The sequence below is a fragment of the Alcaligenes sp. HNGD-HTN06 genome (assembly GCF_049932565.1).
GTDB lineage: Bacteria > Pseudomonadota > Gammaproteobacteria > Burkholderiales > Burkholderiaceae_B > Alcaligenes > Alcaligenes ammonioxydans.
Genome location: NZ_CP187782.1, coordinates 3,180,496 through 3,206,711 on the forward strand (window position 1 = coordinate 3,180,496; position 26,216 = coordinate 3,206,711).

19 protein-coding genes and 1 riboswitch are annotated in these 26,216 nt (G+C 57.9%); of the genes, 5 read left to right on the forward strand and 14 right to left on the reverse strand.

What is annotated here, in order from left to right; translation table 11 throughout:
* Positions 1–6: 6 nt before the first annotated feature.
* The 5 genes from ACOZ42_RS14565 to coaE form a co-directional block, all read right to left on the reverse strand.
* Positions 7–3,111 carry an efflux RND transporter permease subunit gene (locus ACOZ42_RS14565; RefSeq protein ID WP_003802025.1) on the reverse strand — a complete coding sequence of 1,035 codons (3,105 nt, stop codon included), beginning with the start codon at positions 3,109–3,111 and terminating at the stop codon, positions 7–9.
* Positions 3,108–6,194 (reverse strand): multidrug efflux RND transporter permease subunit, encoded by a 3,087-nt coding sequence (locus tag ACOZ42_RS14570; protein WP_039943396.1) that lies wholly within the window; start codon positions 6,192–6,194, stop codon positions 3,108–3,110. The genes ACOZ42_RS14565 and ACOZ42_RS14570 overlap by 4 nt, the downstream gene beginning before the upstream one ends.
* A 3-nt stretch (positions 6,195–6,197) precedes the next feature.
* On the reverse strand, positions 6,198–7,466 hold the full coding sequence (locus ACOZ42_RS14575) for an efflux RND transporter periplasmic adaptor subunit (protein ID WP_003802031.1): 1,269 nt from the start codon (positions 7,464–7,466) through the stop codon (positions 6,198–6,200).
* 201 nt (positions 7,467–7,667) lie between these two features.
* Complete coding sequence (gene zapD, locus ACOZ42_RS14580) at positions 7,668–8,423, reverse strand: cell division protein ZapD (RefSeq protein WP_039943397.1); 756 nt, start codon at positions 8,421–8,423, stop codon at positions 7,668–7,670.
* 49 nt (positions 8,424–8,472) lie between these two features.
* Positions 8,473–9,075, reverse strand: a complete 603-nt coding sequence (gene coaE, locus ACOZ42_RS14585; protein ID WP_003802037.1) for a dephospho-CoA kinase — start codon at positions 9,073–9,075, stop codon at positions 8,473–8,475.
* 133 nt (positions 9,076–9,208) lie between these two features.
* Here coaE and ACOZ42_RS14590 point away from each other — a divergent pair, with 133 nt between their 5' ends.
* Positions 9,209–9,850: a hypothetical protein gene (locus tag ACOZ42_RS14590; protein WP_426345301.1), complete on the forward strand. Its 642-nt coding sequence runs from the start codon at positions 9,209–9,211 to the stop codon at positions 9,848–9,850.
* A 3-nt stretch (positions 9,851–9,853) separates the two neighbouring features.
* Here the strand turns inward: ACOZ42_RS14590 and ACOZ42_RS14595 are convergent, their stop codons facing one another.
* From ACOZ42_RS14595 to ACOZ42_RS14610, 4 genes are all read right to left on the reverse strand, one after another.
* A complete protein-coding gene (locus ACOZ42_RS14595; RefSeq protein ID WP_003802043.1) occupies positions 9,854–10,129 on the reverse strand; it encodes a response regulator transcription factor in 276 nt (91 codons plus the stop codon).
* A gap of 459 nt (positions 10,130–10,588) precedes the next feature.
* A complete protein-coding gene (panC, locus tag ACOZ42_RS14600) occupies positions 10,589–11,437 on the reverse strand; it encodes a pantoate--beta-alanine ligase (RefSeq protein ID WP_003802045.1) in 849 nt (282 codons plus the stop codon).
* Between the two features lie 11 nt (positions 11,438–11,448).
* Positions 11,449–12,291 (reverse strand): segregation and condensation protein A, encoded by an 843-nt coding sequence (locus ACOZ42_RS14605; protein ID WP_003802048.1) that lies wholly within the window; start codon positions 12,289–12,291, stop codon positions 11,449–11,451.
* Positions 12,292–12,336: 45 nt separating this feature from the next.
* Positions 12,337–12,528 carry a DUF3460 family protein gene (locus tag ACOZ42_RS14610; RefSeq protein ID WP_003802050.1) on the reverse strand — a complete coding sequence of 64 codons (192 nt, stop codon included), beginning with the start codon at positions 12,526–12,528 and terminating at the stop codon, positions 12,337–12,339.
* A gap of 76 nt (positions 12,529–12,604) precedes the next feature.
* On the opposite strand from ACOZ42_RS14610, the gene ACOZ42_RS14615 reads away from it, so the two are divergent.
* Complete coding sequence (locus tag ACOZ42_RS14615; RefSeq protein ID WP_426345302.1) at positions 12,605–14,068, forward strand: DHA2 family efflux MFS transporter permease subunit; 1,464 nt, start codon at positions 12,605–12,607, stop codon at positions 14,066–14,068.
* Between the two features lie 79 nt (positions 14,069–14,147).
* Here ACOZ42_RS14615 and ACOZ42_RS14620 read toward each other — a convergent pair whose 3' ends face one another.
* Together ACOZ42_RS14620 and metH are read right to left on the reverse strand one after the other, a co-directional pair.
* Positions 14,148–14,990: a helix-turn-helix transcriptional regulator gene (locus ACOZ42_RS14620; protein ID WP_003802055.1), complete on the reverse strand. Its 843-nt coding sequence runs from the start codon at positions 14,988–14,990 to the stop codon at positions 14,148–14,150.
* 1 nt (position 14,991) lies between these two features.
* Complete coding sequence (gene metH, locus ACOZ42_RS14625) at positions 14,992–18,765, reverse strand: methionine synthase (protein ID WP_240209285.1); 3,774 nt, start codon at positions 18,763–18,765, stop codon at positions 14,992–14,994.
* Positions 18,766–18,907: 142 nt separating this feature from the next.
* A riboswitch (cobalamin riboswitch) is annotated at positions 18,908–19,071 on the forward strand.
* A gap of 69 nt (positions 19,072–19,140) precedes the next feature.
* Here metH and ACOZ42_RS14630 point away from each other — a divergent pair.
* Both ACOZ42_RS14630 and ACOZ42_RS14635 read left to right on the forward strand, forming a co-directional pair.
* Complete coding sequence (locus tag ACOZ42_RS14630) at positions 19,141–20,985, forward strand: TonB-dependent receptor domain-containing protein (RefSeq protein WP_240209286.1); 1,845 nt, start codon at positions 19,141–19,143, stop codon at positions 20,983–20,985.
* A gap of 69 nt (positions 20,986–21,054) precedes the next feature.
* Positions 21,055–22,095: an ABC transporter substrate-binding protein gene (locus ACOZ42_RS14635; protein WP_426345303.1), complete on the forward strand. Its 1,041-nt coding sequence runs from the start codon at positions 21,055–21,057 to the stop codon at positions 22,093–22,095.
* A 59-nt stretch (positions 22,096–22,154) separates the two neighbouring features.
* Here the strand turns inward: ACOZ42_RS14635 and ACOZ42_RS14640 are convergent, their stop codons facing one another.
* The 3 genes from ACOZ42_RS14640 to ACOZ42_RS14650 form a co-directional block, all read right to left on the reverse strand.
* A complete protein-coding gene (locus ACOZ42_RS14640; protein ID WP_426345304.1) occupies positions 22,155–22,727 on the reverse strand; it encodes a TonB-dependent siderophore receptor in 573 nt (190 codons plus the stop codon).
* A gap of 189 nt (positions 22,728–22,916) precedes the next feature.
* Entirely contained in the window at positions 22,917–23,234 is a 318-nt protein-coding gene (locus ACOZ42_RS14645) for a hypothetical protein (RefSeq protein WP_426345305.1), read from the reverse strand.
* 381 nt (positions 23,235–23,615) lie between these two features.
* Positions 23,616–24,842 (reverse strand): porin, encoded by a 1,227-nt coding sequence (locus ACOZ42_RS14650; protein ID WP_426345306.1) that lies wholly within the window; start codon positions 24,840–24,842, stop codon positions 23,616–23,618.
* Positions 24,843–25,402: 560 nt separating this feature from the next.
* Here ACOZ42_RS14650 and ACOZ42_RS14655 point away from each other — a divergent pair.
* The gene (locus ACOZ42_RS14655) at positions 25,403–26,209 is read left to right on the forward strand and encodes a thiazole synthase (RefSeq protein WP_003802067.1); all 807 of its coding nucleotides are present in this window, start codon (positions 25,403–25,405) and stop codon (positions 26,207–26,209) included.
* Positions 26,210–26,216 lie beyond the last annotated feature (7 nt).

The window sequence follows — 26,216 nt, forward strand, 5'->3', positions numbered from 1 at the left end:
ATCAGCTTATAGAGTCGAAGTTGTCTGGTTCTTGCGGCGCATGAAACGATGACGCAGACGATCCAGATAAAGATAAACGACCGGAGTGGTATAAAGCGTCAGAATCTGACTGAGCACCAGCCCGCCCACAATCGTGACCCCCAAAGGCTGGCGCATCTCGACACCGGGCCCAGAGGCCACAATCAGGGGGATAGCGCCAAAAATGGCAGACAAGGTCGTCATCATGATGGGGCGAAAACGTACCAGGCAGGCCTCATAAATCGCCTCACGCGAGCCCATGCCGCGCTCACGCTCCATTTGCAAGGCATAGTCCACCATCATGATGGCGTTTTTCTTGACGATACCAATCAGCAAAAACACCCCGATCATGGCAATCAGGTTGAACTCGCCACTGGTCATCATCAGGGCCAGCAACGCGCCGATTCCGGCCGAAGGCAAGGTCGACAAGATAGTCAGCGGATGCATATAGCTCTCATAGAGCATCCCCAACACAATATACAAAGCCACCAGAGCCGCCAAAAACATCAAGGGCTGCTTGGCCAGGGCATCGAGCATCTGGGCCGTGTTGCCTTCAAATCCGGCCTGAATCTCGCGGGTGGGCAATTGAATGCGCGCCATGGCCTGCTCGATTGCTGCTGTCGCCTCGCTCAGGGTGACTCCTTCGGCCAAATCGAAAGAGACAGACTCGGCCACCAACAGTCCCGTGTGGTTGATGCTGCGCGGCGCAGTTCCCGCACTAAAGCGGGTAAAGGCAGACAAGGGAACCCGGGTTCCATCCTTGGCCACCACTTCGATTTCCTTAAGCGATTCCAGGTCCTGGGCAAAACGCGGCTCCACTTCCATCACCACGTAATACTGGTTCAAGCGACCATAAATTGTCGAGACCTGGCGCTGGGAAAAAGAGTTATTCAGCGTTCCAGCCACCATGGCCATGTCAATGCCCAGACGGGACGCCATATCACGATCGATCTCCAGCTGAACCAGGCCCGCCTTATCGTCCGTACCGGTATCCACGTCCACCAGTTCAGGCAGTTCGGCCATGGCCTGCTGCACCTTGGGCAACCAGGTTTTCAACAGCTCCAGATCGCTGCCCATCAAGGAGTAATCATAGGAGCCGCTACGCCCCCCTCCTCCGCTGCCTACCGGGATATCCTGTTGCGGCACCATGAACATGCGTGCACCCGGCGTAGTCGACAAAGGCTCGCGCAGGCGATTGACGATGTCCGTCGTGCTGGCCTTGCGCTCATCCATGGGCTTGAGTTCCACCAGAATAAAGGACGAGGTACTGCCGCCCCGGCCCCCGGCAAACACCGCAACCGAGCGAATGTCCGGGTCCTGATTCAGGATGGAGCGAAAGTGCTCCAGCTTGGGCACCATGGACTGAAACGAGGTACCCCTGTCCACCCGGAAAAAACCCATCAACTGTCCGGTATCTTGCTGAGGGAACAGGCCCTTGGGCACCACGGTATACAGATACACATTCAGACCGATGGTGGCAAACAAGGAAAACAGCATCAGACGATGATGTTTGAGGGCCCACTGCAACGAGCGGCGATACGCCCGCCAGCTGACATTGCCAATCCAGCCCAAAAAGCGGCTGATTGGATGCGAACCCTCCGACTCCTGCGGCCCGGGGCGCAGCAAGCGGGCCGACATCATCGGAGTGAGCATCAGAGAGATCACCAACGACACCAGAACGGCCGTACACAGCGTGACTGCAAACTCCATGAACAGCCGCCCTGCCAGCCCCCCGATCAACCACAAGGGGATGAACACCGCCACCAGCGACAAGCTCATGGCCGTTACGGTAAAGCCCACTTCACGAGTCCCGCGCAAGGCCGCCCGCATCGGTGACAGACCTTTTTCCAAATAACGCATGATGCTCTCGAGCACCACAATCGCATCATCCACCACAAAACCCGTCGCCACGATCAAGGCCATCAGGGAAATGGTATTGAGCGTAAAGCCGAACAGATGCATAAACGCAAAGGTACTGATCAGGGAGGCCGGGACCGCAATGGCGGGAATCAGGGCGGCCCGCCAATTTCGCAGAAACACCAACACCACCAGCACCACCAGGGCTACCGCGATAATCAGGGTAAGCTGAGCCTCTTCCAAGGTGGCCCGGATACTGGGCGTGCGGTCCTGTGCGACCGTCAACTGCGCCTGACTGGGCAGCATTTCCTCGATATCGGGCAACCGTTCGCGAATGGTGTTGACGGTCTCGATAATATTGGCGCCCGCCTGACGACGCACAATCAACAACACCGCTTCCTGGTTGTTCAAATAGCCCAGGCTGTGAATGTTCTCCACAGAATCCTCAACCTTGGCGACATCGCCCAAACGGATCACCTGTCCGTCCTGGTTTTTCAGCACCAGAGGCTCAAAAAATCGTGCCTGGTTGTACTGCTTGCCCGAGTTGATCTGCCATTGACCCTGCTCGCTTTCCAGATACCCGTTGGGACGCAAACTATTGGCGTTATTGATGACTGCACGCACATCATCCAAGGCAATGCCAGCCGAGGCCAGGGCTTTGGGATTCAAGCCAACCCGCACCGCCGGCAAGGAACCGCCCCCCACATCCACCGAACCCACACCCGGAATCTGCGCCAGCTTTTGCTGCACAATGCCGCTGGCCATATCAAAAAGCTGGGCCTTGCTGGCCGTTTGCGACGTCAGCGCCAGCACCATGATGGGCATGGAGGAGGGGTTGACCTTCTCGTAGGTCGGGACGCTGGACATGCCCGAGGGCAGCATGGGCCGTGCCTGATTGATGGCAGCCTGCACATCGCGGGCGGCCCCCTCAATATCTCGATCCAGATCAAAAATCAGCATGATCTGGGTGGAGCCTTCGCTGCTGCGCGAACTCATCTCTGAGATCCCGGCAATGGAACCGAGGGCCTGCTCCAGCGGCGTTGCCACACTGGAGGCCATCGTCTCAGGGCTGGCGCCTGGCAAGTTGGCTGAAATCGCGATCACCGGAAAATCCATTTCCGGCAAGGAGGATACCGGCAAGAGGCGCAATGCCAATGCGCCCACCAGCACCATCGCCAGCGCCAGCAGGCTGGAGCCCACTGGACGAAAAATGAACAAACCTAGCAAACGTTTCATGTCGACTCGCGCACCGACTTGGCACCACGGCGGGTAAAGCGATCAAAAAACAGATAGATCACGGGAGTCGTAAACAAGGTCAGCACCTGACTGACCAGCAGCCCCCCCACCATGACCAGGCCCAGGGGCTGGCGCAGCTCTGCGCCAGAGCCGGTTGCCAGCATCAGGGGGATGGCGCTGAACAAGGCCGCCAGGGTGGTCATCAAAATAGGGCGAAAACGCAGTAAAGCCGCCTGATGAATCGCCTCCTGAGGACTGACCCCCTGCTCGCGCTGAGCCTCCAGCGCAAAGTCGATCATCATGATGGCGTTCTTTTTCACGATGCCAATCAACAGGATGATCCCGATCACCCCGACCATATCCAGATCCCGCCCGGCCAGCAGCAACGCCAGCAAGGCCCCGATCGCGGCAGAGGGCAAGGTAGACAGAATCGTGATGGGGTGTATGTAGCTTTCATACAAAATCCCCAGCACGATATACATGGTCAGCACCGCAGCGAGCATCAGCCACAGCGTGCTGGACAAGGACGCATGAAAGGCTTTGGCCGCACCCAGATAGCGGGTGTCCACCGAGGATGGCATGCCGATCTCGTCAGGGACGGTTTCAATCGCTTCAATCGCGTCGGACAAGGAGTAGCCGTCCGCCACATCAAAGGACACATTCACGGCGGGAAATTGACCCAGCCGCTCCACCGACAAGGTGCTTGGCACCAGCTCGATACGCGCCAGGGAGGTAATGGGCACCGGCGTACCTGCCGTGGTCATCACGTAAATATTTTCCAGGTCCTGCGGGTCCTGGCGATACTGGTCCTTGACCTCCAGCACCACCCGATATTGCGCAGACTGCGTGTAGATCGTGGAGATCAAACGCTGACCAAAAGCGTCATACAGGGCATCGTCGATATTGGCCTTGGTCACACCCACGCGGGCTGCGGCATCCCGGTCGATATCGAGCAGCACCTGCAAGCCCTTGTCCTGCAGGCTCATGGAAGCATCTTTAATCTGCGGCAAGGCTTTGACCGCCTCCAGCCAACGCGGCATCCAGCGAGTCAGCACCGCCGTTTCCGGATCGGACAAAGCCATCTGATACACATTACGGCTGATCTGGTCATCCACCGTCAGTTCCTGAATGGACTGCTGGTAAACCGTCAAACCCGGAATATCCTTCAGGCGCGCATCGAGTCGGGCCATGATTTCGTCGGCCGTGGCACGGCCCGAGCCGATCGGCTTGAGGGCAATTTGCAGGCGACCATTATTCAAGGTGGCATTGGTGCCATCCACGCCGATAAAGGAGGTCACGGCCTGCACATCCGGGTCTTCAAGGACGATGGCAACCGCTTGCTGCTGCAAGTCCCCCATGGCACGGAACGACGCGGTTTGAGGCCCCTGCGTAATCGCCTGGATCAGGCCGGTGTCCTGTTGCGGAAAAAATCCTTTGGGAACCACCAGGTACAACAGCCCTGTCATCAGCACCGTGCCCAACGCCACCCATAGAGTCAAGGTCTGGTGACGCAACACGACCCGCAGGCCACGATCGTACGCGGCAATGATGCGATCCATCTGTTCGCCCAGCCAGGTCGTGAAGCGGCCATACTGACGCTCATCCTCGGGCTTGAGCATGCGCGCGCACATCATGGGCGTGAGCGTGAGCGAAATGAACAGGGACAACAGGATGGCCACCGCCAGCGTAATGGCAAATTCACGAAACAGACGGCCGATCACATCACTCATAAAGAGCAAGGGAATCAACACGGCAATCAGGGAAATGGTCAAGGACAGCAGCGTAAAGCCAATCTGCGCAGCCCCCTTCAAAGCGGCCTGCAACGCGGATTCACCTTTTTCAATGTAGCGGGCAATGTTCTCGATCATCACGATCGCATCATCAACCACGAAGCCGGTGGCCACAGTCAGCGCCATGAGGGTCAGATTGTTAACGCTGAAGCCCCACATCAACATGATGGCAAAGGTGGCGATCAGGGAGATAGGCACCACGACGCTCGGTATCAAGGTGGCCGTCCAGGTGCGCAGAAAAACAAAGGTCACCAACACCACCAGCACGATGGCCAGCATCATTTCCTTTTGCACATGGTCAACCGAATCGCGAATGGTCTGCGTGCGGTCCGTGGCCACCTCAACGTCCACGCCCACCGGCAAGGAACGGCGGATCTCGGGCAACAGACTCTGAATCTGATCCACGACATCAATGACATTGGCCCCGGGCTGACGCTGAATATTCAGCAAGATCGCCGGGACTGTGCCCATCCAGGCCGCCTGACGCACATCCTGGGCATCCCGCAGCACCGTGGCCAATTCCCCCAGGCGTACGGCTGCGCCGTCCTTGTAGCTGACAATCAGGTTTTCATAGTCCCGCACCGTCTTCAACTGCTCGTTGGCGCCGATGCTGGTCGAGCGCTGGGGACCGTCCAGATTCCCTTTGGGTTGATTCACGTTGGCGGCAACGACTGCCTGCCGGATGTGGCTGAGAGTCAGATTGCGTGCAGCCAGGGCATTGGGATCTGCCTGAATACGTACGGCAGGCTCCTGCCCCCCGGCAATACTGACCAGGCCCACGCCTGTGACCTGTGACAGTTTCTGCGCAACACGCACGTCAATAAGATCACGCACCTCGTGCAACGGCATATTCGGGGAGGTCACCGCCAGAGAAATGACCGGGGTATCAGCCGGATTGACCTTGTTGTAGATGGGGGGGGCCGGCAAATCATTGGGCAACATATTTGAGGCGGCATTAATGGCCGCCTGCACTTCTTGCTCAGCCACATCCAGGGGCAAGCCCAAATCAAACTGCAAGGTAATGCGCGATGCGCCGCCTGAGCTGGACGAAATCATCTGCGACAGGCCCGACATGCTGCCAAACCGCCGCTCAAGGGGGGAGGTAATTAAAGACGCTACCACATCCGGACTGGCGCCCGGATACAAGGTAACCACCTGAATCGTGGGATAGTCCACCTGCGGCAAGGCGGCTACAGGCAGCATACGATAGGCCAGCAAACCCGATACCAGCAGGGCTACCATCGCCAGGGTGGTAGCCACCGGGCGCAGGATAAAAATACGCGACATGCTCACGGCTTACTCGCTTGCTGGACGTGGACGGCGACCCTCACCCGTACGCGGATTCTGCGCTGTGCCGGCGGCATCAGCCTGAACAGGCTTTTCAACGGCCTGACCATCCTGGTTCATCACCTCGACCTGCGAGCCTTCACGCAGACGATCGGTGCCTTCTACCACAACGCGATCGCCTTCTTTCAGACCGCTTGTCACCAGGGTTTGCTCCAAGGTGGCTGTCCCTAGCTCCACCACTTGAATATGAACCTTGTCCTCGGCATCCAGGGTATAGACATAGGTTCCCACCGCCCCCCGCTGCACCGCATGAGAAGGAATGAGCAATCCCTGGTCCTGCCCCAGAAACACTCGAGCATTGACAAACTGATTGGCAAACAGGGTTTCATCGGCATTTTCAAACTCGGCCTTCACCTTCAAGGTGCCGGTATTGATGTCGATCTGGTTGTCCAGTGCCTGCAAGCGGCCTTTATCCGACAAAATCTGTCCCTTGCTGTCGATCAGGGTCACGCGCAAGGGGGACTCACTTTGTCTCATGGCCTCCAGCAAGCGACTTAGCTGGTTTTGAGGCAAGGAAAATTCCACACCGATGGGGTCAATCTGGGTAATCAGAACAATGCCATCGGTATTGCCGGCTGACACCAGATTGCCCTGGTCCAGCTTGCGCAAACCCAGGCGGCCCTCCAGGGGCGCGGTAATGCGCGTGCGGTCCAATTGAACCTGGGCACGCGCCACCTCAGCCTGATTGGATTTGATCTGCGCCTGCAGTTGCTGAACCGCCGTTTCCTTGGTCTCCAAAGATTGACGGGAAATCGAATTTTGTTGAAATAGGATGCGGTGGCGTTGCAGCTCTTGTTGCGCCCCTTTTAACTGGGCCTGATTTTGCGCCAATTGTCCGCGAGCCTGATCCAGCTGCACCTGATAGGTGCGCGGGTCAATCTCGGCCAGCAGCTCGCCTGCTTTCACACGCTGGCCATCGTTGAAATAGATGCGTTCGAGCACGCCGTCGACCTGCCCACGCACAGCCACCGTTTGTAAGGGCTTGACGGTGGCAATCGCATTAACGGTTTGATCGATCAAACCTTGCTGCACGGTCGACACATGAACCGGAACTTTCGTGGCCCCCATCATGCCGCGCGGCCCCCGCAAAGGGCCGGCGGTATCAGAAGAGGAAGACAGGGCGTAATAAACAAGGCCTGCCGTGACCAGCAGCCCTACCACCACCCAGACATAGAAAGATCGGGACCGCCGACCCCTGCCTGCGTTCAACTCCGACATGAATACTCCCCGGCTAAAACTCAATTGTCTCTACGCACAGTCTAAAGAAGCGTTTAAACGTCTCCATCGCTGTAACGACAGGCATTATGCCGCCAAATATTGGCAGCCCGACCGGTCAAACGACAAAGCGTCCCTCACGCCAGACCGCGCTGGCACAGCAAGTATAAAAGCGGCTGTCTGAACCTTATATGAACAGCGTTTTCAGCCGAAGTTGCAACGAGCCAGCCGAAAGGGAATATCCACGGTCACGGCCTGCGGTTTTAATTGATTGTCTTGCTGTACAAAGCGTATCCAGATGACATACCGGTTCGCGCTCATTTCGGGATAGATGCACGCCCCCGCATCCACCCAGACGCGCAGCAGCTGGAAGGTTTTGCCAGCCAGCATCTCCTGATAGGAGCCATCGCGGGCAATCTGGTCGGCCGAGTCGCCGGACTGACGCAGCAGACGCAAGATCAAGGCCAGGCCTTGATAAAGCGGTAAAAAAGACTCGGACCAGCGGCGCAAATCCTGAACGCGATCCTTGTCCGGCCGCTGTTGCCAGGAATAATAAGAAGGCATATCCACCGGGGAGGTGCCGCCGGGCACGGCGACCCGGCCGCGCAAGCTGGTCAGCCATTCATTCTCACGCAAACCTTGTCCCACCCGCCCTTGGGCAGACAGGTCGGCGGCCGCGCGCACGATCTGCTCGATCATCTTGTCCAGTGCCTGCAACTGCACCCCAGGGTGCTCGCGCAGTGCGGCCAGCGCCACGCGCTGACGTTCCAGATCCTGCAAAACGGCCGAACGCAAGTCGGTTCGATCTGCAATGTCCAGCAAATCAAATAAAGTCGCTACTGCGATCTGGTGCGAGTACGCATCCTGGTTGGCCGAAAAATGAAACAGCCTATCGAACAAGTATTCGACTCTCAGTAAAGCCCGGACACGCTCATTGCATGGGTATTCGTATAGAGTCACGCGTTTAAAAACCTTTATTTGTCGGCTGGGGGTCAGACACGGTGTGGTGTCAGGCAGTCAAGGCACACCAGCGTTGGTGGACAGCCCGCGCCCGCTCTTCCAACACGGGCAACGTCGTCTGCCCATCGTTCAGAACCACATCATCAGCCACCGCCAGGCGTTGCTGACGTTGCGCTTGTGCGGCCATGATACGTTCAATTGTGGCCACTGCCAGCCCGCTGCGCTTTTGCACGCGCGCGATCTGGGTCGCCTCATCACAATCGACAACGCAAATCCGGTCCACACGGTCGCTCCATCGTCCTGACTCCACCAGCAAGGGTACAACCACAACAAGATAACATCCCTGCGCCTTCAAGGTCTGTGCTTTTGTTACGTTCCAAATCAGAGGATGAATGATCGCCTCCAGGCGATGACGGGCGGCCGGATCAGCAAACACGCAGGCTCGCATCCAGTCCCGATCCATCGAGCCGTCAGCGGCCAGGGCTTCGGCACCAAAAGTATCGCGGATAGGCCCAATGGCCAAGCCACCGGGCGCGGTCAGCTCATGGGCGATCACATCCGTATCCACCACCGCCGCCCCCCAGGAAGCAAAAAAATTGGCCACCTGGCTTTTGCCCGATCCAATTCCACCAGTCAGCCCAATTGTCAGCATGTGCAATCCACGGATAAAAAACAAAACTGTAACGTACCCGCGCCAATCCTCCTACCCTCGATAGGTCTGATACTGTCCCGCCAGGCCAGGTCTAGCGTAGAATTCAGCTATCACCAGTCCACGGAAGCCCGCCATGTCTTTCCTCAAGATTTCTCCTCTGCGTTCACTGCCCCTGCTCTCGCTTGTTTTGCTGGCAGCCTGCGCCCAGGCACCCGTTCAGCCCACCCCTAACGAAGGCCGTGACTCTACCCAGAAAGACGCCCTGCGCCAGGCACAAGGCAGCAGCACCGCCCGTGCCCCCTCGCAAATCAATCTGGGTTTTGGCAATCAGGAAGGTCTGCGCGCCATTACCCCGGCCAGCGCCGAGCAAGCCCCGGCCGCCCAGGCCGATCACAGTGTTGCCGAACTGGCCGAGCCCAAAACATTTCTAGGCACCCTGTCCTGCCCGCCCCAAGGTGGCATTTGCGAACCTTACAAAATCAGCGTGACCCTGGCGCCAGCCGGTCAATGGCGTTTAAGAGCCACCCCGCTGGGTGCTGGTCAGTCTTACCACAAGGGCGGTTGCTGGGTCCCCATCGGCACACAGCCCACCCGCATCGCCTTGTTGGCGGACAATGACTCGACCCTGGCAGATCTGAGCTTTGTAAACAACAATGTCTTGCGCGTTAACACCTTCAACCAGCAACGTCCCACGCTGGAGAGCCACTTGACCCGACAAGCGGATCTGGACCCGGTCAGTGAGCTGGACAGCCAGCCAATCCCCGCCTGCCACTAAGTGCTATGGTGCAGACTGCCCGCCCATCAAACAGGGCGGCAGCACATCGCGCAGCGCCGGCTCACTAAAGACAAAACGAGTCAGCTCAACCGCATTGCGCACGCGTAACTTCTGAAAAACGCGTGCCCGATGCGCTTCGACCGTGCGCTGGGAAATCTCCAATTCGGCCGCAATCACTTTATTCGCCTTACCCGTCGCGATATAGGACAGGACATCGCGCTCACGCGGGGTCAGGCTTTCAAAAAGCACAGAAGCGGGAAGGTGGCTATTCAATACCATATCAGTCTCGTATATCTGTACCAGGCGGCCAGGCCACCTGTAATGTGAAGAATTAACCATAGACAGAGTTTGTCATTTTAGGCAGGGACTACACGACTGTTAACTTGTGCAGGATGTTTTTGTCATAGGACTAATATAAATAGCCACGTTTCAGTAACCCAAAAAACAGCTATTTACCAGCCCATATCGGTGCTTGAAATCTGCGACGGCGAGTGCGCTCCCCCAACCAGACTCCGGCAGCAGCCCTAAAGAGACACCCACCCTGTACAGGCCCGACGCTTGCACTGGGTCCAGGGGCTAGGTACCGCGCCAACTGAGTCCAGCCTGCCCCTGCCCTTCTCGCTTTGGTATGCCCCTGCCCCACGGTCAATAAGACAAAAAGACAAACAGACCAAAAGCACGCAGATATGAAAAAAGCACAGTAAAAACTGTGCTTTTCTAACCAAATAACACAAGAAATCAGGCTTTAGTCATTTCCAGATTATCGATCAAACGCGTTGCGCCCAGTTTGGCCGCGGCCAACGCCACCAAAGGCTCGCCTGCCTGTATCTGCTCCTCGCTCGGTTCGAGCAAGTCCGACTGACGACGCAAAGCCATGTAATCCACTTTCCATCCCAGATCGGTCAATTTGCCGGTCGCATACGCCTCAATCTCCTGACGGCTTTGACCTTGTTGCAAGCGTTCCTTCATCTCTTGCAGCGTCTGGTAAATCTGCGGGGCCTGGGCGCGCTCTTCCGGACTCAAATAGCGATTGCGCGAGGACATGGCCAAACCATCCTCTTCTCTGACCGTCTCGTGCGCCAGAATCTCCACCGGCAACTGAAATTGACGCACCATCTGACGCACCACCATCAACTGCTGGTAGTCCTTTTTGCCAAAGACGGCGACACGCGGCTGTACACAGGAGAACAGCTTCAGAACAACCGTACACACGCCTTCGAAAAAGTCGGGACGGAAATGACCTTCCAGAATCCGCCCCAGATGATCGGGCGGGCTGACGCGGAAACTCTGCGGCTCGGGGTACATTTCGCGTTCCGAGGGCGCAAACAAGACATACACATCGCGCTCTTGTTCCATCTTCTGCGCATCTTCCTGCAAGGTGCGGGGGTAACGATCAAAATCCTCGTTAGGACCAAATTGCAGGCGATTGACAAAAATACTGGCCACCACCGGGTCGCCATGCTGGCGCGCCATCTTCATCAGGTCCAGGTGAGCCCGATGCAAATTCCCCATGGTTGGAACAAATGCCACGCGTGTCTGGCCCTGAAGCTGATCGCGCAGTTCTTGGATGTTATGAACGACTTTCAAAAAATTCTCCGCTACGGAATAAGATCAGGCCCATCGGCCTGCGCTCGAATATACGTCAGGCGCAAATAAATAGGAGCGTAGGGCTCGGCCTGCGTGATTTCAAGCAGTGACTCTCGTGCCAATTCCAGCATTGCCAGAAAATGCACGACAAGCACCGCTGTCGGATCACCCTGATCCAGACGTTCATTGAACAGCTCACTAAACTCCATAAAGCGAACATGCTGCAAACGTCGCAGAATCTGGCTCATGTGATCCCGCACCGACAACTGCTCACGGGTAATCTTGTGACTGGCGTTGAGCTTGGCCCGCTTTAAAATCCCCAGCCAAGCCTCGCGCAAATCCTCTGCACTCACCTCCGGCGGGATCGCCTCAATAACCAGTTCGGCCTGGGCATTGGCCAGCAGAAAATCGCGCCCCGCCAGGGGCAACTGGTCCAGACGGCGCGCCCCTTCCTTCATGCGTTCGTATTCCAGCAAACGGCGCACCAGCTCCGCACGCGGATCATCCACTTCTTCACCCGTGTCCGCACGTCGCACCGGCAGCAGCATGCGGGACTTGATCTCGATCAGCAGCGCAGCCATCAGCAGGTACTCACCCGCCAACTCCAGATTGCTGGCGCGAATCTGCTCCACATACGCCAGATACTGCCCGGTGACCTGGGCCATCGGAATATCGAGCACATTGAAGTTCTGCTTGCGGATCAGATACAGCAATAAATCCAACGGGCCTTCGAACGCATCCAGAAACACTTCCAGCGCATCGGGCGGAATGTACAGATCCTGGGGAATCGCAAACAGCGGCTCACCATAAAGACGCGCCAGCACATCCTCGGGCTGAGGAGCTGGCGTGTCCACAACAGTCTGCTGTGCAATCTCGGTCACAGGCGCCGGCGCAAGGATTTAGTTGTTTTCGTAGTACACGTAAGGTTTCTGGGGCGTGCGGGCCGCCTTGTAACCATCTTGCAGTTCCTGATCAATCTGCTTGTCCCACAGACGATAACGCCCCTCACGCTGACGCGCTTCGGTATCGGGATTCTGAGCTTTATATTGTTTGAGAAACTGGGTAATTTCGGATTCGAAATTCTTTGCCATAATACCTGTACGCCTAAATAAATTGGATAACAGAAAAGTTTGAGTTTACTGCACCGCACACCAGAGAGTTCGCCGCATGGCATCTGAACAGACCGAAGCTGCCCCAGCACCGGCAACCCTGTCCCCTCAAGAGCGTCGGGCCATACGCATTATTCCCTACATTGTGGGATGTGCCTTGTTCATGCAAATGCTGGACTCGACCGTAGTGGCCACAGCCCTGCCCACCATGGCCTTGTCGCTGGATACCAGCGTCATCCGCATGAATACCATCATTACCAGCTACCTGCTGGCAGTGGCTGTGTTCGTGCCTATCAGCGGGTGGGCTGCGGACCGCTTTGGAGCGCGCAAGGTGTTCCTGGCCGCCATTCTACTCTTTACCGCCAGTTCTGTTGCATGCGCCCTGTCCCAGACCCTGACCCAACTGATCATTTCCCGGGTGGTCCAGGGCATGGCGGGGGCCATGATGGTACCGGTAGGACGCATTATCTTACTGCGGCGCGTCCCTAAAGATCAGCTTTTAAGCGCCATGGCCGTGCTGACTTTACCCGCCTTGCTCGGCCCTATCATCGGCCCGCCCGTGGGTGGTTTTTTAGTCACGTATGCCAGCTGGCACTGGATTTTCCTGATCAACATCCCCGTCGGAGCCTTGGGTATTGCCCTGGTACTACGCTATATCCGCGAGGACTATCCCACCGGCCGGCCTCCCCTGGACTGGCTGGGCTTTATCTTGAGCGCCATCTGCCTGGCCACCCTGGTAACCAGCTTTGAGAACGTCGGCCACGGCACCCTGAACTGGTCCACCCTGGGCTGGCTGACCCTGGCCGGACTGATCGCCGGCCTGTGGTATGTCTGGCACGCCCGCCAGGTAGCCTATCCCATCATTGACCTGTCCTTGCTGCGCACCAAAACCTTTGCCATATCGGTACTGGGCGGCAACCTGTGCCGCTTCTCGCTCGGAGCTTCCCCCTTTCTACTGGCAATCATGTTGCAAACCAACTTTGGCATGAGCGCGCTGGCAGCAGGTCTGATCACCTTTACCGGTGCGATTGGTGCACTGGGCATGAAGCTGGTGGCCCCACCCATCATCCGGCGCTTTGGCTTTCGCAATGTACTGATCATCAATGCCTGGCTGACCGGCCTGTTCATCGCCTTGTGCGCCCTGTTCCAGGCCACGACCCCAATGTGGCTGATGATTGCCGTGCTGACGGCAGGTGGTTTCTTCCGCTCCCTGCAGTTCACCGCAGTCAACACCCTGACCTACGCCGACCTGGAATCCGAGGCCATGAGTCAGGCCAGCAGCTTTGCAGCCATGGCGCAGCAGTTGGCCATCAGTCTGGGCGTGGCTTGCGCGGCCGTCACCTTGAACATCAGCATGGCCCTGCGTGGTGCCAGCAGTGTGCAGACGCAGGATACGATTTGGGCTTTCCTGATTCTGGGTGCGATTACCGCCTTATCCAGCCTGTCTTTTGCCCGACTATCCCCCACTGATGGCGATTCGTTGCAACAGGCGCCACGCACGACCAGAAAAACGAAAGCATAGGGCTCAGTCCGAAGGTATGCCGCCTGCTTTGGCAAGTCTTGCCCAACGTCTCCTGGCGCACCGATCTGCTGTGTCTGCCTTAGTCCGGCTCCGCTGCCCGCGAAGCCTGATCAGTGAGCAGCATCACCAACTTGCAGTCCGGCCGGATAGCCAGCCGGAACGTAAACTGCTGAAAACGCCTGACACCTTTTTTGGGATGGCGGAAATCCCGCAATCCCCCCTCCCGCTCCACCACGGTCTGGCGTCCCCACCAGAACGCGAATACCTGGCTTTGCTGCCCCAGTTCCTGAATAAGCGCCTGTATATCGGCCTCATCCGCATGTGCGCCGACATCGGCGCGAAACTCGGCCACGACACGGCTGGCACGCTGCTCCCAGTCCACCACCAAATCGCGTGCGGCCGGGTCCAGAAAGATGTAACGCAGCAGATTGGGCTGCTCGCTGCGATCGGGCCAGCCATCAAACAAGTCCAGCAAGGCCTCGTTACGCGCGAGAACATTCCAGCTGCGGTCCAGAATATAAGCAGGCGCGGAGATACTGTCGACACAGGCGCTCAAGCCCTGCGGCAAAGGCTGAATATCACCTTGCCAATGCTCAGGATCGGCGCAATCGGCCAGCTCAAACAGGTAATGACGTTCCGCTCTGGCCAACTTCAACACGGTGGCCAGCCGGGCACAGACAGTCGGGGACACGGTCACATCGCGGCCCTGCTCGATCCAGGTGTACCAGGTGGTGCTGATATCGCACAGCTGGGCCACCTCTTCGCGGCGCAAACCAGGAGTACGACGACGCACTCCCGGGGCCAGACCGACGTCGAGCGGCCGGATACGTTCTCGCGCATGACGCAAAAACCGCCCCAAAGCCTGACGTCGGGTTTGGGAGGTGCTCTCGGCGCCTCCCGTACCAGGCCCCGTCGTTCCCATATCAGCCCAGCACGCCCGACAAGGTGCGGCGCACATCTTCTTCCGTACGGCCACTGCGCTTGATGTAGTCCTGCAACTGATCCTCACCAATATTGCCCACGTTAAAATACTTGGACTGCGGGTGGCTGAAGTAAAAGCCCGACACACTGGAAGCCGGAATCATGGCGTAACTGTCGGTGATGAACATCTCGATGTCTTCGCACTGCAGAACACGGAACATGTCGTGTTTGACCACGTGCTCCGGACACGCCGGGTAACCCGGTGCGGGACGAATACCCTGGTATTTCTCGTCGATCAGTTCTTCGTTGGACAGACGTTCGTCCGTCACATACCCCCACAAATCCGTGCGGACACGAGCGTGCAGACATTCTGCAAAGCCTTCTGCAAAACGGTCCCCCAGTGCTTTGATCATCAGATCTGAGTAATCGTCCCCTGCGGCCTGGAAACGCTCGGACAGCTTGTCCACGCCAATCCCGCCGGTGACTGCAAACATGCCGATGTAATCGGCCACGCCGCTTTCTTTGGGAGCAATGTAGTCGGCCAGACACTTGCTATCTACGCCTTCACGCTTGACGCCTTGCTGGCGCAGATTACGCCAGGTAAACAGGACTTCGCTGCGCGATTCGTCCGAATAGACCTCGATGTCCTCGCCATTGACCGTATTGGCGGGGTAAAAGGCAATGACGCCATTGGCGGTCAGCCAACGGCCCTCAATGATCTTTTTCAACATGGCCTGTCCTTCGGCAAACAAGGTCTTGGCCTGCTCGCCCACCACCTTGTCCTCCAGAATGGCCGGGTACTTGCCAAACAAGCTCCAGGTCTGGAAGAACGGCGTCCAGTCGATGAACTGGGCAATATCGGCCAGATCATAATTCTTGAAGGTGCGGCGTCCAATGAACTTGGGGCGTGGCGGGACATAGGTCGACCAGTCAATCGCAGGCTTGTCCTGGCGCGCTTTTTCCAGCGAAATCAAAGGGGTGGCTTTACGATTGGCATGGCGCTGGCGCACTTGTTCATATTCCTCGCGCACTTCGGCCAGAAACTCTTCCACATTATCCGAGACAAGCTGCGTGGCCACACCGACGCAGCGGCTGGCGTCCGGTGTGTAGATGACCGGGCCGTCGTAATGCGGCGCAATCTTCACCGCCGTGTGGACCCGGCTGGTGGTCGCGCCACCAATCATCAGAGGGATATTGCGTTCACGGAAGTAAGGGTCACGCTGCATCTCGGACGCAACATAGGCCATTTCTTCCAGACTGGGGGTGATCAGGCCGGACAGCCCCACGATATCGGCTTCCACTTCTTTGGCCTTGGCGAGAATCTCGGCGCAAGGCACCATCACCCCCATATTGACCACTTCGAAGTTATTGCACTGCATCACGACGGACACAATGTTCTTGCCAATGTCGTGTACGTCGCCTTTCACCGTGGCAATCACCATGCGGCCCTTGGAGCGCACATCCCCACCTGCCGCTTCAATCTGGCGCTTTTCTTCCTCAATGAAAGGGACCAAGTGGGCGACGGCCTGCTTCATCACACGCGCAGACTTCACCACCTGCGGCAGGAACATCTTGCCTTGACCAAACAGGTCACCGACCACGTTCATGCCGTCCATCAACGGCCCTTCAATGACGCTGATGGGACGACCGCCCTGAGCAGCAATCTTCTGACGCACCTCTTCCGTGTCTTCCACGATGAAGGTGGTAATGCCATGCACCAGCGAGTGGATCAAGCGCTGCTCGACCGTGGTTTCACGCCAGCTCAGATCTTCCTCTTTTTTGGCGCCCGAGCCTTTGACGCTCTCGGCCATTTCCACCAGACGCTCGGTGGGGGTGCGCTCATCAGCCGGATCGGTTTTGCCCTTAGGTTCGGCCCGGTTCAGAATCACGTCTTCAATCAGATCGCGCAGATGCGGTTCGATATCGGCATACACACCCAGTTGGCCCGCATTCACAATCCCCATGGTCAGGCCTTCCTGAATGGCGTAGTACAGGAAAACGGTGTGGATGGCCTCGCGCATGGCTTCGTTGCCACGGAAGGAGAAGCTGACGTTGGAAATACCGCCGGACAAGCGGGCGTGCGGCAGATTTTTGTGAATCCAGCCTACACCCCGAATAAAGTCCAGCCCATAGTTGGCGTGCTCATCCATGCCGGTTGCCACGGCAAACACGTTGGGGTCGAAGATGATGTCCTCAGGCGGAAAGCCCACCTCATCCACCAGCAAACGGTAAGCACGTTCGCAAATCTCTACCCGACGCTCGTAACTATCGGCCTGACCCTGCTCGTCAAAGGCCATCACCACAATGGCGGCGCCATACTTGCGGCACAAACGAGCGTGCTCCAGGAAAGGCTCAACGCCCTCTTTCATGGAGATCGAGTTCACGATGGCCTTGCCTTGCACGCAGCGCAAACCAGTTTCAATGACGTCCCATTTGGAGCTGTCGATCATGATGGGCACGCGCGCAATGTCCGGCTCGGAGGCGATCATGTTCAGGAAGCGATGCATGCAGGCTGCTGAGTCCAGCATGCCCTCATCCATATTGATATCGATAATCTGCGCACCGTTTTCCACCTGCTGCCGCGCCACCGACAAGGCTTCTTCGTAGTTTTCCTGCTGAATCAGGCGCAAGAAAGCCTTGCTGCCCGTGACGTTGGTACGTTCACCCACGTTCACAAACAGGGTGTCTTCATCAATGTTCAAAGGCTCCAGACCCGACAGGCGGGTTTTAACGGGCACCTCAGGAACAACTCGTGGAGGCAGCTTACGGCACAGCTCGGCAATGGCGGCAATGTGCTCGGGCGTCGTGCCACAGCACCCACCCACCATATTGACCAGACCCGCTTGCGTAAATTCCTGCAGCAGGCTGGAGGTATCGGCGGGGGTTTCATCAAAGCCGGTTTCGGCCATGGGGTTGGGCAAGCCGGCGTTCGGGTAGACACAAACGTAGGTATCGCAAATCTTGGACAGCTCGGCCACATAGGGGCGCATCAAGGCGGCACCCAGCGCACAGTTCAGGCCAATCGTAATCGGACGGGCATGACGCATGGAGTTCCAGAAGGCTTCCACCGTCTGGCCGGACAGAATGCGGCCCGAAGCGTCCGTGACCGTGCCCGACACCATGACAGGAACGCGCTCACCACGTTCGTCAAAGACCGTTTCCAGGGCAAAGACAGCCGCTTTGGCATTGAGCGTGTCAAAAACGGTTTCGATCAGCAGGATATCCACGCCGCCATCGAGCAAGGCACGCACCTGCTCGGTGTAGGCCACCCTCAGTTGCTCAAAGGTGACGTTGCGGGCGGCGGGGTCATTCACATCGGGAGAGATGGAAGCCGTTTTAGGTTGTGGGCCCAGCGCACCAGCCACAAAACGCGGCCACTCGGGCGTGCTGAAGGCATCACGCGCCTGACAGGCCAGTTGCGCCGACGCCAGGTTCAGGTCATAGCTGATGCCCTGCAAATCGTAATCACCCTGGGCTATATCCGTCGCACCAAAGGTGTTGGTGCTGATGACATCGGCCCCGGCCGCCAGGTACTGGTCGTGAATCTCGCGAATAATGTCGGGACGCACCAGCGACAGCAATTCGTTATTGCCCTTCACATCCTTGTGGTGATCCGCAAAGCGTTCGCCACGGAAATCGGCCTCGCCCAATTTGTACCGCTGAATCATGGTGCCCATTGCACCGTCCAGAATCAGGATTTGCTGCCCCAGACGTCGGGCAAACTCCGCACCACGGGTGTAGGCAGAGATCGGGTAAGGCAAAGCGGGATAGGACACTAAAAACTCCGTAACACGAAACGGGATGTTGACAGCCTCTGGCAGCAAGAAGCACAAGAATGGTGGATTGGCGCCACAATTGTAGCGCTTTGTACGGGAAATCCGACCTAAACACTTAACCTTTGCCCCCACGGCATGTAACATTTTCGGCTCGGAAAGAGGTGCTTTCCGGCCCACACTCCGCTGGGCCTGGGAAAGTCAAATGGGAAACGTGAGCGGTTCATACTGAAACTGCCAAACGTGCTGCCCCCGCAACGGTACCTGCTACGCGCAAAGCCCGACACCAGCCTGCTTCTGACCCTGACTTTACGGCCGTCCTCCCGTGGACAGCTTCGCTTATCGATGTGCGGGGACGCACATCTCACAGGAATCTCCATGACTCTACTGTCCATCAGACCCTTGATGGTCGCCCTGGCGGGCGCCCTGCCCTTGATCGCCACGGCCCAAACCACTTCTGTCACCAAGCTGGATCACATTGTGGTTACGCCAAGCCGCCTGGCACAGCCACTGAAAAACGTGGTGGGTGACGTCACTGTCATTGATCAGGAAACCTTGCAAAAAGCAGGCCAGAGCAGCGTCGCCGATATTTTGCAGCGTCAGCCCGGAGTAGAAATCTACAGCAGCGGTGGCCCACAAACCACAACCGGCGTCTACCTGCGCGGCACCAACCCGCAACATACCCGCGTGATGATCGACGGCATGCGCATCAACAGCTCTGCCAGTGGTTCGGTGAACTGGCAGGCAATTGATCCAGCCCTGATCGAGCGCATTGAAATTGTGCGTGGCGCCGGCAGCAGCCTGTATGGCTCGGATGCCATCGGAGGGGTGGTGAACATCATCACCAAAAAAGGCGGCGGCGAACGTGCCTTGAGCGCCTGGGGAAATATGGGCCTGGGCTCGCAAGATACCTTCAAGGCCAGCGCCGGTTTTTCTGGTGCGGCCCAAGGCTGGGATTACAGCCTGGCCTCCAGCTACGGTAGCAGCGACGGCTTCAATGCCACCAATCCCCTGTCCTTTAGTTACAACCCCGACAAAAACGGCTACACCCAGCACGGGCTGAACGGCTCGTTGGGATATGAGTGGTCAAAAGGCCAGCATTTGGGGCTGACCGCTATCAACAGCTACATGGATGGTCAGTTCGACAACGGTCTGTTCGAGCGCCGTACCCCCAGCACACAGACCCGCCAGCAAGCCTATGGTTTGACCAGCACCAACCAGTTGTCCGAAAAGTGGACCAGCCGCCTGAACGCCTCATTGAGCAAAGAAACCGTAGAGAACCGGGCTTTTGCCGCTCGATACGCTACCTTGCAGCGCCAATACAGTTGGCAAAACGACCTGACTGTCGCCCAGGGTCAAACCGTCTCCCTGCTGGCCGAACGTCTGGAAGAACGGATGAGCCACAGCACCGTGCACAAGGACGACAAGCGCAACACCAATGCCTTTGCCCTGATTTACCGTGGCGATATTAATCAACACCACCTGCAAGCCAGCGTGCGTAATGACAATATAAGTGGCTATGGCAACAAGGTGACGGGCGGCCTGGGCTATGACCTAGACATCACCAGCAACTGGACAGTAGGTGTCGCCGCCAACACGGGCTTTCGTGCACCTACGTTCGCGGACTTGTACTCGCCCTACAATTGGGGCTTTCAGGGCAATCCGGACCTGAAACCGGAGAAATCACGCAATGTGGAAGGCCATATCCGCTATACCGACGACACGACCCAACTGGGGATGGTGGTCTACCAGAACCGCATCCGCGACATGATCAACCCCTATGTGTGTGATGCCAATTTCGAATGCACAACCAGCAATACGGAAAAAGCACGGATCACGGGCCTGACCTTGACAGCCGTCAAGCAACTGGGCGACACCACCTTGAGTGCCAGCGCCGACTTTGCCGACCCCAAGGATAGAAATACGGACAAGCAACTGATCCGCCGTGCCAAGCAAAACTACAAAGTGGCCGTGGAACACACGTTCGGGGATCTGAAAACCGGCGCTGAATACCTGTTCGCTTCCCACCGTTATGACGATGCGAAAAACGAACAACGTCTGGGCAGCTATGGTCTGCTTAACCTGACCGCCAGCTACCCGCTGACCTCCAGCCTGGAAGCCCAGCTGCGCTGGAACAACGTGTTCGACAAGGACTACACCCTGGCTCGCGGTTATAACAACGCTGGCTCCAGCGTGTTCCTGAACTTTGCCTGGCGTATGTAAGCTGTTCACTTGGCCTTGGTCAATTCTGGCACGGCCCCGTTCAGGGGCCGTGCCATTTACGGAGGCTGCATGATGCCCTCTTTGCCTGCGACTTGTCGTCTACAGCCCGCCAAGCGCTCTGTCTGGAGCGGACTGCGGCGGTGGAGCTTGCGTTGCCTGTTCGTGCTGCCTTTGGCATTGCCCGTCCCGGCCCCAGCACAGGTGCAGACTCAAGTACAGCCCGAGATACAGACCAGCACGGAACACAGCACGCCAGAAATACAGAACAAGCAAGAAGATACAGAAACACAAAACGCCACGACCGATCAGGAAACCCAATCCTCACCAACCGTCGCTACAGCCCGCGCACGCGCAATTAGTCTGGCCCCTCACATCACTGAGATCCTGTTTGCGGCTGGAGCACAAGACAGCCTGATCGCCGTCGACAGTTCCAGCGACTACCCGCCTGCTGCCAAGGATCTGCCCAGCATTGGGGACGCCTTGCGGGTCAACCCCGAACGACTGCTGGCGCTTAAACCCGACCAGGTCTGGGCCTGGCAGCCCAACCAGATCGGACCTGAATTGCAAGGACAATTGCAACAAGCCTCGATCCGCCTGATCTTTGCCGCCCCCAAGACACTGGACGATATTCCCGCCTTCATCCGTCTGGCTGGCGACCGTCTGGACACCGCCGAGGCCGCTGTGCCTGCCGCCGCTTTGCTGGACCAGCAAATCGCAGCCCTGCGCCAGAATAGCCGTCTGGGCCACACCGTCAGCGTATTTCTGGAAATAGGCTCCGAACCCTTGTACACCTTGGCCCGCGACCCCTTGATCCAGGATGTGCTCAGCATTTGCAAAGCGCAGAACATCTACGCCCGCCACGCCGCCGTCGCACCCGCTATCAGTCTGGAAGACGTTCTGCACAAGCGTCCGCAAGTGGTCATCCTGGCTTACCGTGACCCCGCCCAGCTGCGCGCGCGCCATCTGTTCTGGGAAAAGCATCTGGGGCTCAGTCCCCACGCGTTACTGAACCTGAACCCGGACGCCCTGTACCGTCCCGGCCCAAGGCTGATAGAGGCCACTCGCCAGTTGTGCGAACAACTGGACCGCTATCGGGCCCAGGCTTTTTGAACGGTTTTTCTTCTGCCGCTTAAAACTGATACTTCACTGCCAGCATCATATTGCGCGGCTCACCCCAGGTGTAGGTGCTGTACCTGACCGGCGTAACCGGGCCGGCTGACCTCCCCCCACGTTTTGCTTTGCCAACGTGCGCCACCGCCCAAGGTCAGTCCCTTCCAGCCGCCCTCGAAATCATAGGTGGTGTAGCGCTTGAACTGATGCTCGGGTGACAAGATGGACACGTTATCGCCGTCCTGGCGCGAGAGCTTGTAAGCGTAACCCGCATGCATCTGCCGTTGCGACGTCAGTTGACCCGCCAGCTCGAACTCTACCCAATGGGTGCGCACGCCAGGCACCGCTCCATACGCGATGCCGCCCGAGGGCGTACGTCCTCTCGTTTCTTTACCGAAGTTGTCCTGCCGCAGCTGAAAATAAGCCAGGCTGGACGTCAGTCGACCTTCCATGAATTCGCCTTTGAGCCCAACCTCAGAGTTATCCCCGCGCAAGGGGTCCAGGACACGACCGCTCTCGTCTTGCAGGTCTTGAGGCTGGAAAATCGTGGTGTAGCTGGCGTAGACCGAGAAGTTGTCATTAAGGTCATAAACAGCCCCCAAGTAAGGCACCCATACGCCGGTCTCGCACATCTCTTCCTTGCTGTAATTGGCTTGTAGAGGGGAATAAAGACAAAAAAGCGTACAGCGCCAGACAGGACGTCCAATCAACGGGGACGGCACATTAACCGTCCCCGTGGGTCCGCAAACGAGGTAAAGCGAAGCGCGGGCTGGTGGACCATCCTCAGAACCAGCCACACTCAGCGTAGGCTTGCTGCACTCTCACATCACAAAGGACGGCAGGGTCAATACCGCATGGGTAGGTTGACGACGCAAGCCCTCCACATCATCCAGACGGGTTTGAGCACGCCGAGACAGATGCTTGAGCACTTGACTGCGCTCCACAGTAGGCAACGTCGCCAGAACGTTTTCAATGGCGCGCCCGGACAGATCATTGAGCGCATAAGCGTATTCGCGGGCGCCGTGTGTTTGCAGCAGCTCCAGCAAATAATCCTGACGCTGGCGGGTGGCAGCCTGACGCAGCGCTTCTTGCAAAGCCAGGTTGCAGGGAGCAGAGCGAAACAGCGTGAGACGGAACATAGCATTCTCCTTCAGACCCGGGGTCCAGAAAGAGTGCTCATCTTCTTAGAGAAGCCCGCTTCGTGGTCCGGCGTCCGTTTGATTGGTCATTAAGAAGGCCGCCCTGGAACAGGGACAAAGCCATGAAGAGGGATCAGGGTCCATTGCGTTGTAAACCTGAGTGGTTAAACAAGAAGATCCGAAGGTTTTCCGAACCGGCACTATTTTCGCATCGTGCCCCAGGGCTTGTCTGCAAGGCATTGGCCTACGTGGCCTCACCCTTTGGACATCCCTTTTATACTTAGGGATACCTCCTTTTGCCGTTCGCCTGCAAAGGCTGGCCAGTGTCGTGCCGCGGCCAAACTGCCCATTCCAGCTGGGCGACCGACAAACTGGCGTGGCTTAAAATTGATGGGTCACACCCAGAGCGACACGGCTGGTACGCGGTTCACTGACATGGACGGCTGTCTCCATGTCATAGCGCCGCCCTTGGGCCGCAAAGACATAAAGGCTGGTGCGCGGCGACAAAGGATGCACATAAGCGACAGACATCACCTGGAGGCGGCCAGCCTGTTCCCCGGTCGCTTCCCACCTCCAGTTCGGGCGCCCCAATGACCACTGCCACTGAACCTCGCCCTTGCCAAGCGGAATGGCCGAGCCCACGTACCAGGTATCCAGGCGGCCGCCCTGAACAAACTCCGTCGGCCCCAGGCCACCCAGCCCCCTCTGCTGCCAATACGTCGGGCCTTCATCGCCATTCAAGCCCACAAAACCGTTGCTCTGACGACTCCAGCCTGCCGCCACACGAGCAAATCCGAAGTCATAGCTGGCCCCCAACTGCAAGGCGGTGGGCCGATTGGATTCGATCCGGCTCAAACTCTCATGACTGGCTGCCAGTAACCAAGGGCCCTGCTCATAACGCAGCGCCAGGCTGTATAGCTTTGTGCGCGCATCAGCCAAACCAGACAGGCTCTGCTCGCCAACATCGCCGCTGTAGCTCAGTCCGAGCTGCAGGCCCGCCCACTGTGGGCTACGCCAGCTGAGCTGCTGAGAGACCTGATAATTGTCCGAGGCACGCATCAACGCCCCCATCCCGAAGTCTTTCCAGGAGCCCACTTCAATAGCAGAGACAAACTCCTGACCGACGGTGTGCTGACGTCCAAACCGCAGTTCACCCCACTGATCGCTCCCCAGCCCCAGCCAGGCCTGGTAGTTGAATAGCCGCGCCGACTCGTCGCCCCGTCCTGTGGCCAGATCAATGCCACTTTCAAGATTGAAGGTGGCACGCCCCCCCTCCCCCAGAGAGTCCTGGCCCCGACTCCCCCACAAGGAGTCTGCCTGTCCGCCACTGAGAACGCCTCGTTGCGAGCCTTGACCGCTCACATGCGTCCAGCCCAAACCGGCATCCACAGTGCCATAGAGCTGCGCGGAGGTTTCGGCATCACTGTGACCCGGCACCAACACGCCACCAAGCCCGCCCAAGGCCACGCACACCACCCAATAAGTACTGCGCAAACGCAAAGGCCGGGCGTGGCAGACCCCATGACCCTGGCCACGGTGCCTCAGGTGTCTTGAAGCCGGTTCTGCAAACAGACTGGGGTCAGGGTAAAAAGACTCGGTCGGGTTCATGCGCACCTCTCGCTCGTGATACAAGGACAGCCATCCAGCCCGGCTTGGACACGAGCTGCTTTCTTGTCATCGTAAAAAACAAAAACCGCTATTTATCATCTCAGACGTGCCCAGCCCGACCCTCTGTCCGATCCCTTGATTGCGCCTTAGGACGGCTACAAACGGGAAAACGCCCACCAACTCCATCCCCCGCAGACTCTGACCCGGCGCTGGAACCGACCGGTGTGGGCAGACCCACCCTGCTTGGCAGGCCCGTGCATCAGGAGCAACAGGATTTTCGCATCGCGGCCCTGACAGAGCCAGTGGGCATTAGGCCTGTCTGCATAGACTTGAACATAAGGCGACTATGCCAAGGTATAGCGTTGCCCGGTCGACAGCCCAATGTGGCCAGCACATCGGGTCATGCTTTGGCCCGAGCCGCCTCCCTGCCCCGCACCGGCAAGGCCGCCTAAGGGTTTTCCTGCGGGCCCCGCCCAAATGGATTATTCTTGCAATGTTTGCCCAGCAAAAAACCAATTCTTGATCCGTCCACAGGCACGGATGCGCAACAAAGCACCACCATGACCCAAACAGTGAACAACGATCCTTTTATCCTGGCCGGAACCCACTACCAATCCCGGTTATTGGTAGGCACCGGTAAATACAAAGATTTTGATGAGACGCGTCAGGCGATTGAAGCGAGCGGCGCTGAGATTGTGACTGTGGCTATTCGCCGCACCAATATCGGCCAGAATGCCAACGAGCCAAACTTGCTCGATTACCTGCCGCCTTCCAAATACACGCTGCTGCCCAACACCGCCGGCTGCTACACGGCCGAGGATGCCGTGCGCACCCTGCGCCTGGCGCGTGAACTGCTGGACGGCCACAAGCTGGTCAAGCTGGAAGTGCTGGGCGACTCCGGCAATCTGTTTCCCAATATGCCTGAAACCCTGAAAGCCGCCAAAACCTTGGTGGATGAAGGCTTTGACGTCATGGTGTACTGTGCCGACGATCCTATCCAGGCACGGATGCTGGAAGACATCGGCTGTGTCGCCATCATGCCTCTGGCCTCCCTGATTGGTTCGGGGATGGGCATTATCAACCCCTGGAACCTGCGCCTGATCATCGATCAAAGCAAGGTGCCGGTATTGGTGGATGCTGGCGTAGGCACCGCTTCGGACGCCGCCATTGCCATGGAACTGGGCTGTGATGGCGTCTTGATGAATACCGCTATCGCTGGCGCCCGGCAGCCTGTCCTGATGGCCAGCGCCATGAACCTGGCGGTACAAGCCGGTCGCCAGGCTTATCTGGCGGGCCGCGTGCCGCGCAAATACTACGATGCCGACCCCAGCTCCCCAACCGAAGGGCTGATTCACTCCCGTACCTGAACGAGAC

Excerpts from the sequence above, each read along its gene's own strand:
- ACOZ42_RS14610 (WP_003802050.1), bottom strand. The coding sequence starts at position 12,528 with ATGGCAAAGAATTTCGAATCCGAAATTACCCAGTTTCTCAAACAATAT.
- ACOZ42_RS14595 (WP_003802043.1), bottom strand. The coding sequence starts at position 10,129 with ATGGTATTGAATAGCCACCTTCCCGCTTCTGTGCTTTTTGAAAGCCTG.
- ACOZ42_RS14645 (WP_426345305.1), bottom strand. The coding sequence starts at position 23,234 with ATGTTCCGTCTCACGCTGTTTCGCTCTGCTCCCTGCAACCTGGCTTTG.
- ACOZ42_RS14615 (WP_426345302.1), top strand. The coding sequence starts at position 12,605 with ATGGCATCTGAACAGACCGAAGCTGCCCCAGCACCGGCAACCCTGTCC.
- coaE (WP_003802037.1), bottom strand. The coding sequence starts at position 9,075 with ATGCTGACAATTGGGCTGACTGGTGGAATTGGATCGGGCAAAAGCCAG.
- ACOZ42_RS14640 (WP_426345304.1), bottom strand. The coding sequence starts at position 22,727 with ATGTGCGAGACCGGCGTATGGGTGCCTTACTTGGGGGCTGTTTATGAC.
- ACOZ42_RS14590 (WP_426345301.1), top strand. The coding sequence starts at position 9,209 with ATGTCTTTCCTCAAGATTTCTCCTCTGCGTTCACTGCCCCTGCTCTCG.
- ACOZ42_RS14565 (WP_003802025.1), bottom strand. The coding sequence starts at position 3,111 with ATGAAACGTTTGCTAGGTTTGTTCATTTTTCGTCCAGTGGGCTCCAGC.
- ACOZ42_RS14630 (WP_240209286.1), top strand. The coding sequence starts at position 19,141 with ATGACTCTACTGTCCATCAGACCCTTGATGGTCGCCCTGGCGGGCGCC.
- ACOZ42_RS14635 (WP_426345303.1), top strand. The coding sequence starts at position 21,055 with ATGATGCCCTCTTTGCCTGCGACTTGTCGTCTACAGCCCGCCAAGCGC.
- ACOZ42_RS14575 (WP_003802031.1), bottom strand. The coding sequence starts at position 7,466 with ATGTCGGAGTTGAACGCAGGCAGGGGTCGGCGGTCCCGATCTTTCTAT.
- ACOZ42_RS14655 (WP_003802067.1), top strand. The coding sequence starts at position 25,403 with ATGACCCAAACAGTGAACAACGATCCTTTTATCCTGGCCGGAACCCAC.
- ACOZ42_RS14650 (WP_426345306.1), bottom strand. The coding sequence starts at position 24,842 with ATGAACCCGACCGAGTCTTTTTACCCTGACCCCAGTCTGTTTGCAGAA.
- ACOZ42_RS14620 (WP_003802055.1), bottom strand. The coding sequence starts at position 14,990 with ATGGGAACGACGGGGCCTGGTACGGGAGGCGCCGAGAGCACCTCCCAA.